Consider the following 12922-nt stretch of genomic DNA (forward strand, 5'->3'; position numbering starts at 1 on the left):
GAGCAGGACGACGACCAGGCCGCCAGGCACCGCTTGATGACTCACGCGAGGCACCCTGGCCCGTCTCAACGAAGTTTTTCCGGCCCTCAGCGAAGTGACAGTCAGTCGTGCGGACCCGCTTGCGTCTCCTGCAAGAAGGACGAGTCGCCCTCGTTCACAATGGGGGCGAGGAGCCGGCGAAGGTCGGAGATGTCGCGGTAGAGCACAGCGGTCATGCCAGCCCGGCGGGCAGCGTCGACGTTGGTCTGGCTGTCGTCGACGAAGGCGCAGCGGTGAGCGGGGACGCCCGCTCGTTCGGCGGCGATCCTGTAGATCTCGGCGTCGGGCTTGGCGCTGTGGACCCGGGAGCTGTTGACCACGTGGTCGGCAAGATCGGTGAGGCCGAGCTGGGCCAGGTCGTCGTCGAGCCAGACGGTGGCGTTGGTGACCAGCACGACCGGGATGCTGCGGCGGGCCTGGTGAAGCAGCTCGACCACGTGCTGGTCCACCCGGGCGGGGGCATGGGCGAAGGCGGTGGCGAGATCGGCTGCCCGCTGGGCGGGGATCTGAGCGGTCAGGGCCTCACTGATGGACGCGGCCCACTGAGCCCGGGTGATCTGGCCCAGCACGAGCGGCAGGTCCCGCCCGGGGGCGAATGCGATCTCCATGGTGGTACCGGGAGCGATCCCGACGGCTTCCTCCTGGCGGGCCACCTCGTCCAGGTCGTAAAAGCGGATGACGTTGTCCAGGTCGCACAGAAGGGCATCGAACACAAGGTCGCTCATAGCCGGTGATCATGCCAGAGCGTCCTACGACACCCCGCAGCAGGCCGCGCAGCACGACGCCCCGGACAGCGGCGGCAGGACCCGGACAGCCGCGAGCCGGACGCCGAGCAGGACGCGGGACGGCTGGCTCCTGGCCGACGACCACGACCAGGAACAACGACCCAAGCGACTCGCAAAGCCGCCAAGACGAGCGGCGGCCCGGACATCAGCATGATGACTCGCGCAAGCCATCCCCCGGGCGACGCCGACGCAGCCGCGAGCAGCAGGCGGCGAAGGGCCGACGGGCGGGACCGAGGACGTCGACCAGCGCGGCCCGGGCCACCGGGATGGACGGTCCTGGCAGACCGGCTGGCAGACCGACAGCCAGGCGACCGGGAGTCCTCACCCTGCGTTCCAGATTTCTGGAACGAACCGCCCCACACGGCCAGGCCAGACGCCGAGGTCCGCGCAGCGGGCCGCCGAGGCGGGCGAGGCCCGCGACCAGGACGGCGGCCGAGGCCTCGCCCAGACGCCGCCCAGGCCCCGCTGGGACGGCGCCGAGGCGGACGTCCACAGGCGGCCAGGACGGCGGGGCGGACGGCGGCACGAAGGCGGCGGGCAGGACGGCGGCACCGAGCAAGACGCCGACCAGCCGCCCCCGAACAAGCCGCCGACACCCGGCCTGACAAGATCACCACCCGGTGCGCGTCACACCCCATTGCCCGTGACGCGCACCACCCCGGGACACCGAAAACACAGGCCGAAAACCCCGGAAACCCCGGCAGAAACACGGTCAAAACCCGGCAAAAAAAACACGGCTGAAGCCCGTTCCGAAAACCCGCGCAAACACCCCGTCAAAACCGTACCCCCCGACACCCCCCGCGCAGTCGCATGACATGGTCACGACGAACACACAGAGCAACCAAAACCAGGTGCTGCCCGACACGGGCAGAAAGGGTGGGCCGACACCGGGACCGACCCACACCGGTCCAACCAAAACCACCAAAACTCCCAAAACAGCCAAGGCGACCCACCACAGGTCACACCCACGAAACCCCAAACAGCCCAGACTGCGGATCGACGGGGCCGGCCGTGCACAGCCGGGACCCCTGGAGCGTCGTCCTCGTTGATGCAGTGGTCGACTTCCGCGGCTAACTCCGGGGTAGGTATCCGGCGTTCACCAGAGCAAGCTTGGGGGTTGGAGATCATGTCGGACCTGGAGAGGGCTGCAGCGGAGTACGTGCGCCGACAGCGGGAGCACACGGCGAAGGAAGCCGAAGCCGCCCAGGCCGCAGCACGGCAGAGAGAACGCGGCCTCCGCCAGGGCAGGGAGTTCTTCGCTTTCGCTCGTCGCCACGGCGCCCCCGTACTCCGCCATTACGTCGAGTTCGAGCTCGGCGATCAACCGACGTACCACAGGTACAAGCGGACCGACCAGGTGGCCGTGGTAGCGGCACAATGGATCGAGGGGAACGGCGACTTCAACTGGAACTACGGCTGGGCCGTCATGGAGAACGGCGCCGTCCATCACGGCGTGTTGCGACATGGCTTCACCCACGAGGAATCACGTGACGTCGTCGACCGCCAGTACTTCATCACGCGCGCCCACCGGATGACCAGAATGGACGCTCCGCCAGCACTCGGCGTCAGTCCATACGACGAGTTCTGCGACCAGCATTTCCCGGCCGTAGGCGCGGCTCTGCTCGAGCCCGTACAACTCGCCCCCGGGATGAAGACCGGCATCCAGCGGAACGGCTGGATCGGCTACCGCCTCCTCCACTGAACGCCCCCGCCCACCTCCACCACAACCACCGCCAGGCAGGGGCCCAGGAAGACATCCGATGGGGTTATCGGGTCAAGCTGCGATGGCCAGTTCGAGCTTGGGCGGCGCCGGGAAGGCTGTGCGCTCGTTGTAGGGAGTGCCGGTGGCCAGGCAGTGGTGGAGGCAGCCGAGGAGCCGGTTGTAGAGGTTGCGCTGGGCGGGGTCGCCGGTACTGCCCACGCCCGAGTCCCTGCCGACAGGCCGCCTACCGGACCCGCAGAAGCGCCAAGGCCGCGATCCACGCGCGCGTGGCCCTGCTCCAGATCAGCCAGGAACTCCAGACACACGCACTCGCCCTGGACGAACTGATCGCCGAAGCGCTGCACGCCCAGCAAGGCCTGCCCGGCGCCCACCGCACCGCGGCGGCCGACTTCCAGCAGCTGACCCGCGAGCTGGTCCGGTGCGCGGTGATCGCCGACCGCGAGGCCGGCGCCACCTGGGCCACGATCGGCAAGGCGCTCGGACTCAGCGCGGACACCGCCCGCGCCCGCTACGGCAAAGTCCGCCTCCTATGGCCACCACCCCCGAAGCCCACCTGACCGCCACCGCCACCGCCGCCCGCCCCACCCACACCCACACGAGCGGCCGGCACCAGCCGGACGCGAGAACAAGAGCACAGCGCAGCGCCCGACCACACCGACCAACGCCCCAACCCACCCACCACAAACCCCAGGCAGGGGCCCCGGAAGGTAACTCCGGGTGGTGAGTGGGATGGGACAGCCACTTGACCAGGGGAAACGCGGCCAACCCGGCAAGGCGACCGAACGCTGAACGCGCACCCGTACAGACCCGGAACGCACCCAAAACGCGGGTTCCGGCCGCACCGGCTCAGACCAGGGGGTCGGTGCGCAGCAGGCTGTAGAGCACCATGTCCCGCCATTCGCCGTCGCGGAAGGTGTGCGCGCGCTGTACGCCTTCGCGGGTGAATCCGACCTTTTCCAGGACCCGCTACTCGGCCAGGTTGGTGGATTCGGTCTCCGCCTCCAGCCGCATCACTGGCGAGTGCGCGAACAGGTAGTCAGCGAAAAGCCTGTGGGCGCGCGTGCCGATTCCCCGGCCACGTGCTTCGGGCAGCAGCTGCGCGCCGATGCTCCAGTGCGGGGCGGCCGGTGACGCCCCCTCCCGCATGGCGGCGGCATAGCCGCAGAACTCGCCGTCGGTGGTGATCGCGAGCGTCCATTGCTCGTCTGTGAGCAGGCCGGTCTCAGCCCAGACGCGGTGGATGCGATCCGGCTGCCGCCAGCCGGTCCAGAGGTGTTCGCCCATGACGGCGGGGTCGTTCAGCAGGGCGAGGAAGTACGGGAAGTCGGATTCGACTATCGGGCGCAGGCAGATGTGTTCCTGGTTCATGTCTACGGCAAGGCGCGCTGGCATGACGGTTCCTTAATTTTGCGAGGAATTACGGCACATTCCATCGGGTCGAGAATTTACTGCGTCAGGAGTTCGTTATCGTCGCCGTTCAGGCCGCGTGCGATGACCGCCGCGATGACGGCGGTCACCCGTGTGCCGGTCGGCAGTAGGGTGGCCACGTGGCCCCGGGCCGACAGGCCGTCGAAACGGGCCGCCTGCTCGGGGTGCGGCCCTCATAGCGGGGCGGGCTGCGCGTCGTTGATCCGGTGCGGTCCCGGAATCTCCAACAGGTACGTCAGCTCGGCCGGCACGGTGGCGAGCCGCTCAGCCTCGGGGTGGTCCATGGCAACCGCGGACTCGTGGTGGCTGATGGTGAGCGGACCGGGCATTGGACGACCTCTTGCGCCGCCGCACCCTCCGCCGTACGACCGGGTCGGCCGCCCCGCCCGCCGCGCAGGCGTGCGTGTGCGGGTGGGGCAGCCGGTCCCGCTCCGGGGCCGGCCGGGCGCGGCACGCGGTGAGCCGCACCGGAGGCCGGGGGTGCGCCCCGGAGCCGTCCGAGGGACCTGGTCAGTTCTCCGGGCCGTCCTCCCAGCGGCGGTTCCGTACGGCTGGTAGGCCCAACACGACGGCTCCGGAAACCAGTTGCCATACCGAGCCGACGAGTAGCACGGCGCCCGTCCCGAACCGGCCCGCCAACGGCCCGGCCGCCGCCAGGCCGAGCGGACCGAGGGCGAAGGAGCCGAGCACGCCGAAGGAGGTCAGTCGACCGAGCAACTCCACCGGCACCCACCTCTGCGTCGTCGTGCTGTAGAGCGTTCCGCAGACCGCCGAACCGATCCCGGCCACCAGGGCCCCGGCCCCCACCCAGGCCAGTGAGGCCCCCGCCGCGAGCGCCCCGGAGGGCAGCGCCCAGCCCAGTGCCGCCACGGGTGCCACCGCGAGCGGGCGGGCGGGCACGCGGCCGAGCATCAACAGCCCGCCCGACACGGCGCCGGCACCGTACAAGCCCATCACGAGGCCCCAGGCGCGGGCACCGCCGAGGTCCCGCTGGGCGGTGAGCGGTCCCAACACCAGGAACGGGGCCCAGACCAGCAGGTTGAACAGACCCGTCTGCGCGGTGGTGATCCACAGCCACGGGCGGGAGGCGAACTCCGACCAACCGGCGCGCAGTTCCCGGAGCACCGACTCGCCACCGTCAGCCGCCGCCCGCTCGGGCAGCCGCAGCCGGGCCAGCGCGAAGGCGCCGACGCCGTACGTCACCGCGTCGAACACCAGCACCGCGGCCGGGCCACGCGCCGCGGTCACCAGACCGGCCGCGGCGGGACCGACCACCGCCGACAACGAACGGGACAGTCCGAGCAAGGTGTTGGCGTCCGCCACCAACTCCTTGCGGCGCATACCGATCCCCCAGACGGCGACCAGGGCGACCATCGCCCACACCGGCGCGCGCCCGACCGCCAGCAATCCGGCGAACAGGGCCTGGACCAGGCCGCGCAGCAGGTCCGAGCCCAGCATCAACCGCCGACTGCCGAACCGGTCCGCGCTCACCCCGCCGGCCAGCAGCACCAGCACCACGGGGAGGATCCGGGCTGCCATCACCCATCCGAGGTCGGTGCCGCCGCCACCCCCGTCGAGCACCGCGAAGGCCACCGCCACCGGCGCCATCGACGAGCCGACGAGCGAGGTCGTGTAGCCGACGAAGAACCGCGTGAAATCGCGCTCTCCCAGCACCTCGAGCCGGCCACCAGGGCGCCTCCGGCGGGCCGGGATCCGTTCTGTTTCCACTGCCATGGGCAGCAAGTCTGCGGTTTCGGAGGAAGACAACTCAAGAGTTTGCGGAAAAAAACTTGAGCCTTATCGCATCAATTCACGCAGACGCCGTTCATCCCGCAGTAAACAGGCATCGACATGGCCTCCGATCTGCTATTTACTGCGAGATCGAGGTAACTTGCCGGCGACTCGTCGGCACATATTTACTGCGGAAGAAGGCGGATATGACAGAGCTTCCACCGGTCGAGTACGGCGTCGCCGTCGAGCGCTACCTGGCCGCCTCCGGGCTCGCCCGCAACTCCCGGCGGATCTACCGGATCGCACTGGCCACCTGGGCCTGGGCCCTCGCCGACCGTCCCGCCCCCACCGGCCCCGAACGGCGGCAAGCCCGGCCGCCCGTCCTGCCGCTCGCCCTGCTCGACCACCCGGACGCCGCCGACCGGCTCCGCGGCGCCGTCGCCCACCGCGCCGCCGAAACGGACCCGCGCACCCTCAACCGGGAGATCTCCACCCTGCGCGCGGCCGCGGCCTGGTGGCGGGCCCGCGGTTGGATCGACGGCGACCCGACCGCGGACCTGCGCCCCCGGCCACTACCGGAACCCCCCACGACCACCACCCCCTTGACCCCCGACGAACTGCGCGCCCTGTTCGCCCTACGCGCCCCGCTGCGCGAGCAGACGCTGTGGCACCTGCTGCACGAGTCCGGCTTCGCGATCGAAACCGTCCTGGCGCTGGACACCGACCACCTCGACCTCCCTCACCGCCGCACCCGCCCCGGGCACACCCCCGTCCACTGGCGGGCGGGCACCGCCCGGCTCCTCCCCCTCCTCGTCGCCGGCCGCACCGAAGGCCCGCTCTTCCTCACCGACCGCCGAGCCCCCGCCGACACCCCCGCGCCGGACCGCTGCCCCTACACCGGCCGCGCCCGCCTCTCCTACCGCCGCGCCGCCGAACTCTTCACCACCCACACCCGCACGCTCGGGCCGGGCTGGACGCTCCGACAGTTGCGGACCAGGCGGTAGGGGCAGAAACGAAGGGAAACGTCTACTTCGGGAAGTTCACCTTGGAGCGGATCGCCCTGGACCTTCTCGCCGAGCTCGACGCCCCGTGCGCGGCCAACGACGACACCCTCTGGAGCGTCTGCGCGAACGACAGCAACTACGGCTACCTGCTCGGCTGACCAAGCCGGCTCAGCCGGCGCGCCGAGCCGTCCTCGGACTGTCCACGGCGGATGGCATGATCCGGACCATGAACGGTGTCCACTCGAAGGATGAGCGCCCGGCCCGGTCCGACCAGCCCGGGTTCGAGCCGGTCGACGGCTGGCTCGAATCGACTGACACCGCCCGGTAGGCGCTCGTCCCGGAGCGGGCCCTGGCCGGGTGGGACGGCTGGGAGCAGGCGCTGCCCCGTACCTCGGAGTACGCGGATTCCGTGCCGCTGCCCGGGCACGGGGACGTACTGACGCTCGGCGGTGAACCACAGGCCGTCGCCTGGCTACCCGATCACCTCGTCTTCGCAGGTGGTGCTACGCGGACGAGGACACGGGCCTCGCGGGCGGTCGCCGAGGCGACCGCCCGCGACGAAGGTTGGGAGGATGCGGTAACCGTCGAGCTGAGCGGCGGGCGGTACCTGCTGACGGATGCCTCGTACGAGGGCGATTTCTGACGCCCGGACTTGGCACCCGGCGAATCCGGCGGAATGGGCCACACAGCCCCTACCACCTGGGCCTTCCGGACAGCCAGCCGTCCCATCCACCTGCGCGATGCCTTCGCCGCGCGTTCACGCCTCTATGGCGCTGCGGGCCGCGGGTGAGGACGGCGGCCGGACGATCGGCCACCACCAAGCTTGATGGCACGCGCGGAGCTGGCGGGCGAGATCGCCGGTGGGCAGGCTGAACGCAGAGCCCCCCGCCTCGACGAAGATGCCTCCAACATCACCCGACCACGAGCCAATCCCGCCCACGGGACCCGGCCGACTGCTCCACGGCGGTGCCCAGGGCCCGGTGGGCGGCATCCCGAGCGCGCGGGAACTGCTCGTCCCCGTTGTCGGGGACGGGCACTTCGGGATGGAAGGAACCGTCCGTCCCCGGCCGCCGTCCTTGATCGGACACCAGATGAAGGAGTGAACCGTGGACGTCCTGCCTGAGCTGCTCGCCGCCCTGCCCGCGCTCGACGCCGGCCTCGACCCGGCCGCACCGTGGCCACTGCGCCGGGTGGAACTGCGCGTACCCGAGGGCGTGACCGTACACATCGGTGACCCGCAGGGCAGCGACGGGTACGCCATCGAGGTCCCCCAGATAGTGGCGTACCTGGTCCTCGACGCCGACCCGGACGAGCCCGAGATCACGGCGGCCCTGCTGCGCCTGGACGACGCCTACCCGGTCGGGATGGACGAGGACGTCGAGTTCCTCGACACCTTCACCGGAGTCCTCCTGGTCCACGCGCTGGCGGACAACCGGTCCGCCGTCCGCTTCGCCCAGGACTTCGCCGAGGCAGGCGACCGCAGGCACGAGGTGAACCCGGGCGCGGAGGCCACCGGCAGGACGGGAAAGCCCTCCGAGAGCTGGCAGCTGGAGCCGGACGGGCCCGTCCTCGCCCTGCGCGTCAACCAGGAGGGGATGAACGTGTTCACCTGCCGCGACGCTCAGGGGCGCAACGTCGGCATGCTGCTGCACGCCTGACCGCGCCACCGTTGTCCGCCACGCGGCGCCAGGGCGCTCAGGCGCCCGGACCCGGAGGGTGTCAGCAAGTGACGCGCACGACGCAGATGTGCTCGTGGCGGCCGTCCGATGCGACCAGTTCGGCAACGAGCGCGTCGCGCAACCGTGGGGTGTCGGCGTGGGCGGGTCGAATCGGGCGTGGGGGCTGCGCTGGAGGGCGTTCCCGCGGCTGCTGTTGGTGGTCCTGGTCGGCGCGGCAGCGGCCGGGGTGCGTTCGGCGGTGGCGGATCTGCGGCCGGCCGCCGAGATGCTCACCGTCCCGGCGCGACAGTCCCCTATAGGGCCTGCGCCAGGACGAGTTCGCGGATGGTGCCGTCGTCGAGGAGGTCGCCGAGTTCGTCGGTGTCGGCGAAGCCGTTGCGGCGGTAGAGGGCGATGGCGGCGTCGTTGTGGGGCATGACGGCGAGCTTGAGGGTCCGGTAGCCCTCGTCGGCGGCCCATCGGGCGATCTCGGCAATGAGACGGTCGCCGACGCCCCGGCCGCGGGCGGCCGGGGCGACCCACATGGAGATCAGCTCGGCGGCGGACGGGTCCTCGTCAGCCGGGACGCCGGTGGCCATGGCGACGGGGGTGCCGTCGAGGACCGCGACCAGGTCCAGGGCGCCGGGGATCTCCAGTCGGGAGCGCCAGCGCTCCTCGTGGTCGCCGGGGCCCTGCCAGTCGGCGAGGGTGGAGCCGAAGGCGTAGGGGGCCTCGGCGAGAGCGGCGAGGCGGAGCTCGCGCCAGAGTGGCCAATCGTCGGAGCTCAGGCGGCGCAGTTCGAGTTCGTGCTGTTCGGACATGGTGCGGACCTTGCCCCAGGACGGACCGCACGGGCAAGCCGATTATCCCCAGCGAAGAGATCGTGGACGACGCGGTCCGGCTGATCGAGGAGAACGGGCCGGCCGTTCACCGCAAGGCCGCACTCCAGGTGCTGCACGCGGTCCCGGCCAGCGCCTTGTCACGGGGGGCACCGCCGCGGGATCACCGGGTACGCGCGGTTGTCAACCGCGACCGTGGTGGCGGCCAGGACGGACCACGCCCAGTACCACCCACGCCGGCCCACCCGCATACAGGGCTCTCAACCAAACTGCGGAAAGTCCCACCATCTCTCATGCCATCCGCTGATTCTCAACCAACCACACAAACACGCAGGCCGCACAGCCCAAACGGTCAGCCAACGACACCGGCGGAACCGACCCCCACCCCCGAACACGAGCCCAACCCCACCCCACACTTCTCAACCAACCTGCAAACCCCCAGTTCACCAACAAGATCAATCAGCGAATCACCGACACGCCACAACAACCAACAGGTCACACCCGACGGTGGTGGCGGATCTTCTCGTTCGGGCCCGGAGTCACTGGATCGGCACGTAGCGTGGCTGGGTATTGCTGCTGGCAGATCGGAGATCACACGTGTTCGACCAGGCCGCCGAACTCCCGCTCCACGTCGTCACCGGGGTGCTGCTCGACGCCGCGCTCCTGTCGCTGACCAGCCCAAGTACCACCGCGTTCCGCAAGAAGTGGGCTGAGGGAGAGGCCACTTACGAGAGCGCGCAGTACGCCGGCCTGCCCGACCCAACGCCGCAGACGGCGCAGGCGCTACGGTGGTTGCTGAGCGATGAGCGGCCCGCCACCCGTACCTACGGTCTGATCGCCCACCAGGCCCGTCACCGGTACGACATCCCGGTCCCCTTCACCGCCGGCTGGTTGATCTCCGCCATCAAGTGGGGCGGCGGCAGGGCGGAATCCTTCCCCGTCGAAGCCGACGTCGAGGCCTTCGTCCTGGCCGCCACCACCGAGGCTGCTCTCAAGCAGCTCTGACCCAGCACACGGCATGCCGAAGGCGCCGACCACTTGGTGGTGGTCGGCGCCTTCGGTGACCGGATTCAGCGGTGTCGTTCGGGTTCCGTGCGGGGTTGAGTAGGCAGGTCAGAGCTTGCGGTTGAGCAGCAGAACCAGGAGGGTACGGGCTTCGCGTCGGCGGGCCGGCGCGGGGGCGGCGATCGCGGTGAACCCATCTGGCCATCGCCGGGCTGGTCTCCGACCGCTCCGCACGACGCCCGGCCCGCCACCGGGCGAGCACCGAACTGGTCCTCGCCCGCGACGCCGTCTGCTGATCCCACCAGCCGAACCGCCAGGCCAACACGCCCCGACCCCAATTTCACCCAAGGCCGTTATCTTTACGGGTTGCTTGTCCTCAGGACCCACCCCATGTCGGCGAGCGTCTGGGAAATCGGGACGTACCACATCCCATGAAAGCACCACGGCGTACGCCATCCGCCGTCAGCGGTCTGTCGGCCAGCGCAGTCCTGCTCCGACTCAAGAGAGGTGATGGTCCCGCGGGCCTGGATCTTGGTTCCGTTGTCACTCGTCACGAAGACAGGTCCACCGCTGTCTCCGTTGGCGGCGGCGATGTTGTTGGGGTCCGTCTGCACGGCCTCGTCAGCGAACTTACGCCAGACGCCGTTGGGCCCCAAGATCTGTCGATCCACTTGGGCGACGCGAATATTGCAGTGCGCCCCCGAGTTGGCGGCGGACTGGCAGACATAGTCGCCAACATTGTTGCCGCCGGATCCGGAGACCTGCATGGCATAATCGCTGGGTTCGTTCCACGCGAGGGTATAGACGTACCCGCCCGATTTCTGGGAGTCGCGCGGGACGATACCAATCGTGTCATCGGCGGCGTTTCCGTCACCCTCATTGGCGTAACCCATATACTGCTGACTGTACCAGGTATTGTACGAGCCGGCGCCGCAGTGCCACGCAGTGGTGACCAAGCTCTTGTACATGTCCGCAGGCTTGTACACCCCGAAGCCAGTGGAACAGATCGTCCCACCGGGAGTCAGTACACCAGCACCGCCGTACCAGGGCTCGGAGTCTGCGCCTCGCGACAGGTCCACAACCGTTTTTTGATGGCGGGCGTGGACTTCCACACCGGCAACGGCCGACGCGATGGCCTCCACCTGCGGCGTCAGCTCTTCGGTAGAAAGTGGCGCAAGGAGTGCCCCAGGCACCCGCTCGTCGTCCGCCTCATAGCCGAGGTCAAGGCCACTTCCGTCAAGCGACGGCCCGATGCTGCTGATGTGACTTGCCCTCTTCGCTGCGAGGGGGACTGGCTTGCCGTTCGACAGCAGCTTCTCGCGAGCTGCGTGCAGCTCCGCCTTGGAGTACTTGGCAGGCACGACCTGCACGCTCACGCCCCCCGGAAGGTCTTGGAGCACACCGCGAACCGCGTCCGGGAGCTCCCCCTTCCAATGCAAGGTGATGCGGTTGGCCCCCGGGTCGACCTCTACCTCGGAAAATCCTGGGATCCGATCCCGAGCATGTTCCTCCCGCCCTCCGACGATCCGGTCGACGACCTTGTCCAGTGCCTCCTGCTTCTTCATGAGCTCGAGGGTCTCCGGCTTGGTGACCTCCGCCAGTGCAGCTGCAGTGGTACCGCCAGCTGGAATCTTCTTATTGGACGAAGAGCCCGGCCGAGTCGGCGCAGGACTGGGGGCGCCGCCCCCCGATATAGCGATAGCTGGAGCAATTGCAGACACCGATGCCAGCAGAGCAGTGGCCAAAATTATCCACTTCCGGCCGGAGTTACTTCTTTGAGCAGCCACTCAATTCCCCCCATATGAGATGCAATCAGCCATTTGGGTGATCGCGCACCCCGCATAGTAGCCCCGAGCAGACACTTGCCGCACACAAACAAAAGCCCCAGAATCACCTTTCCGCGCATTCCGGGCATAACGGTCAAGGATTTACCATCTCCTAGCAAGAGAAATCGTCATAAATTTAGGCGATTTGCCCGGCAGGTGGTAGGCGCCGCGTCCCCTTCCTTACGCACGCCGCTTCGCGCCCGCGTACGATCACGAACCGTCGCCGATGAAGTGAGGCTGAATCGATGCCCCGTACCCCAACGCTGATACACCTGACCGCTGTCACCCTGGCCTTGACCGCTCTGCTGGCTTGCGCAGCCTGCGCTGGACACACCGATGTCGCGCCGTCCACTCCCGTGCCGACGAGTACCGCCGCGTCCGCCGTCGCCGTAAGCCCTCCGCCGACGAGTGCCGCCGCGTCCGCCGTCGCCGCAAGCCCTCCGCCGAGCTCGGGCCGACCGGATCAGCAGCAGCTGGACACGGCCGCAGATGCGGTCTCACACCTCGGCGGCTCCTACCAGGATGTCTTCACTGGCCTGATGGTGGACGTTCCGGGCGGTGGCGTCATCGTCTACCGGAAGCCGGGCGGTGGCGGCTTCGACGCCGCCCTCGCCCACCTGGGTCTGGGCGTGCGCGTGGACCTGCGCGACGCGCCGCGCTCGATCAACGAGCTGGCCGCCACCCGCAACCGGGTCGCGGCACTGATAGGGCACACGAGCGACTACAGCATCGTCAGTGTGGGTGACGGATCGGCGGTGAGCTTCACCCGCGGCGTGGTGGAGGTCGGCGTCAGCGGAAATCTGGCCAGCGCCCAGGCAGACCTGCGCGGCCGCTTCGGCGACCGGGTCACTGTCTCAGTCGCCCAACCGCTCTACGGCTGACCG

13 protein-coding genes are annotated in these 12922 nt (G+C 69.3%); 6 read left to right on the forward strand and 7 right to left on the reverse strand.

What is annotated here, in order from left to right; genetic code table 11:
* Positions 1-101: 101 nt before the first annotated feature.
* Positions 102-764: an HAD-IA family hydrolase gene (locus HS99_RS26310; RefSeq protein WP_030558171.1), complete on the reverse strand. Its 663-nt coding sequence runs from the start codon at positions 762-764 to the stop codon at positions 102-104.
* A 1186-nt stretch (positions 765-1950) separates the two neighbouring features.
* Between HS99_RS26310 and HS99_RS26315 the strand changes: the two genes are divergently transcribed.
* The gene (locus tag HS99_RS26315; protein WP_030558169.1) at positions 1951-2526 is read left to right on the forward strand and encodes a hypothetical protein; all 576 of its coding nucleotides are present in this window, start codon (positions 1951-1953) and stop codon (positions 2524-2526) included.
* Positions 2527-2598: 72 nt separating this feature from the next.
* On the opposite strand, the gene HS99_RS43505 is transcribed toward HS99_RS26315, so the two are convergent.
* The gene (locus HS99_RS43505) at positions 2599-2745 is read right to left on the reverse strand and encodes a hypothetical protein (RefSeq protein ID WP_197697942.1); all 147 of its coding nucleotides are present in this window, start codon (positions 2743-2745) and stop codon (positions 2599-2601) included.
* Between the two features lie 68 nt (positions 2746-2813).
* Between HS99_RS43505 and HS99_RS26320 the strand changes: the two genes are divergently transcribed.
* A complete protein-coding gene (locus HS99_RS26320) occupies positions 2814-3104 on the forward strand; it encodes a hypothetical protein (protein ID WP_030558168.1) in 291 nt (96 codons plus the stop codon).
* Between the two features lie 409 nt (positions 3105-3513).
* On the opposite strand, the gene HS99_RS26325 is transcribed toward HS99_RS26320, so the two are convergent.
* The 3 genes from HS99_RS26325 to HS99_RS26330 form a co-directional block, all read right to left on the reverse strand.
* On the reverse strand, positions 3514-3939 hold the full coding sequence (locus HS99_RS26325) for a GNAT family N-acetyltransferase (RefSeq protein ID WP_232543334.1): 426 nt from the start codon (positions 3937-3939) through the stop codon (positions 3514-3516).
* A gap of 209 nt (positions 3940-4148) precedes the next feature.
* Positions 4149-4304, reverse strand: coding sequence for a hypothetical protein (locus HS99_RS45230; RefSeq protein WP_157846660.1), 156 nt, complete (start codon positions 4302-4304; stop codon positions 4149-4151).
* Positions 4305-4485: 181 nt separating this feature from the next.
* Entirely contained in the window at positions 4486-5709 is a 1224-nt protein-coding gene (locus tag HS99_RS26330) for an MFS transporter (RefSeq protein ID WP_030558167.1), read from the reverse strand.
* A 203-nt stretch (positions 5710-5912) separates the two neighbouring features.
* On the opposite strand from HS99_RS26330, the gene HS99_RS42745 reads away from it, so the two are divergent.
* Positions 5913-6710: a hypothetical protein gene (locus tag HS99_RS42745; RefSeq protein WP_030558165.1), complete on the forward strand. Its 798-nt coding sequence runs from the start codon at positions 5913-5915 to the stop codon at positions 6708-6710.
* A 1106-nt stretch (positions 6711-7816) separates the two neighbouring features.
* Positions 7817-8368, forward strand: a complete 552-nt coding sequence (locus HS99_RS26345; RefSeq protein WP_030558161.1) for a hypothetical protein — start codon at positions 7817-7819, stop codon at positions 8366-8368.
* Between the two features lie 314 nt (positions 8369-8682).
* Here the strand turns inward: HS99_RS26345 and HS99_RS26350 are convergent, their stop codons facing one another.
* Positions 8683-9189: a GNAT family N-acetyltransferase gene (locus HS99_RS26350; protein WP_030558160.1), complete on the reverse strand. Its 507-nt coding sequence runs from the start codon at positions 9187-9189 to the stop codon at positions 8683-8685.
* A gap of 615 nt (positions 9190-9804) precedes the next feature.
* Here HS99_RS26350 and HS99_RS26355 point away from each other — a divergent pair.
* Entirely contained in the window at positions 9805-10212 is a 408-nt protein-coding gene (locus HS99_RS26355; protein ID WP_030558159.1) for a hypothetical protein, read from the forward strand.
* Positions 10213-10571: 359 nt separating this feature from the next.
* On the opposite strand, the gene HS99_RS26360 is transcribed toward HS99_RS26355, so the two are convergent.
* Positions 10572-11777 (reverse strand): trypsin-like serine protease, encoded by a 1206-nt coding sequence (locus HS99_RS26360; RefSeq protein WP_050366261.1) that lies wholly within the window; start codon positions 11775-11777, stop codon positions 10572-10574.
* A gap of 800 nt (positions 11778-12577) precedes the next feature.
* Here HS99_RS26360 and HS99_RS41550 point away from each other — a divergent pair.
* The gene (locus HS99_RS41550) at positions 12578-12919 is read left to right on the forward strand and encodes a hypothetical protein (protein ID WP_050366262.1); all 342 of its coding nucleotides are present in this window, start codon (positions 12578-12580) and stop codon (positions 12917-12919) included.
* Positions 12920-12922 lie beyond the last annotated feature (3 nt).

The organism is Kitasatospora aureofaciens, from assembly GCF_001188955.3.
Classification (GTDB): Bacteria; Actinomycetota; Actinomycetes; order Streptomycetales; family Streptomycetaceae; genus Kitasatospora; species Kitasatospora aureofaciens.

Coding starts and splice junctions, on each gene's coding strand:
- HS99_RS41550 (WP_050366262.1), top strand. CDS start 12,578: ATGGTGGACGTTCCGGGCGGTGGCGTCATCGTCTACCGGAAGCCGGGC.
- HS99_RS26315 (WP_030558169.1), top strand. CDS start 1,951: ATGTCGGACCTGGAGAGGGCTGCAGCGGAGTACGTGCGCCGACAGCGG.
- HS99_RS26310 (WP_030558171.1), bottom strand. CDS start 764: ATGAGCGACCTTGTGTTCGATGCCCTTCTGTGCGACCTGGACAACGTC.
- HS99_RS26330 (WP_030558167.1), bottom strand. CDS start 5,709: ATGGCAGTGGAAACAGAACGGATCCCGGCCCGCCGGAGGCGCCCTGGT.
- HS99_RS42745 (WP_030558165.1), top strand. CDS start 5,913: ATGACAGAGCTTCCACCGGTCGAGTACGGCGTCGCCGTCGAGCGCTAC.
- HS99_RS26360 (WP_050366261.1), bottom strand. CDS start 11,777: ATGAAGAAGCAGGAGGCACTGGACAAGGTCGTCGACCGGATCGTCGGA.
- HS99_RS45230 (WP_157846660.1), bottom strand. CDS start 4,304: ATGCCCGGTCCGCTCACCATCAGCCACCACGAGTCCGCGGTTGCCATG.
- HS99_RS26325 (WP_232543334.1), bottom strand. CDS start 3,939: ATGCCAGCGCGCCTTGCCGTAGACATGAACCAGGAACACATCTGCCTG.
- HS99_RS26350 (WP_030558160.1), bottom strand. CDS start 9,189: ATGTCCGAACAGCACGAACTCGAACTGCGCCGCCTGAGCTCCGACGAT.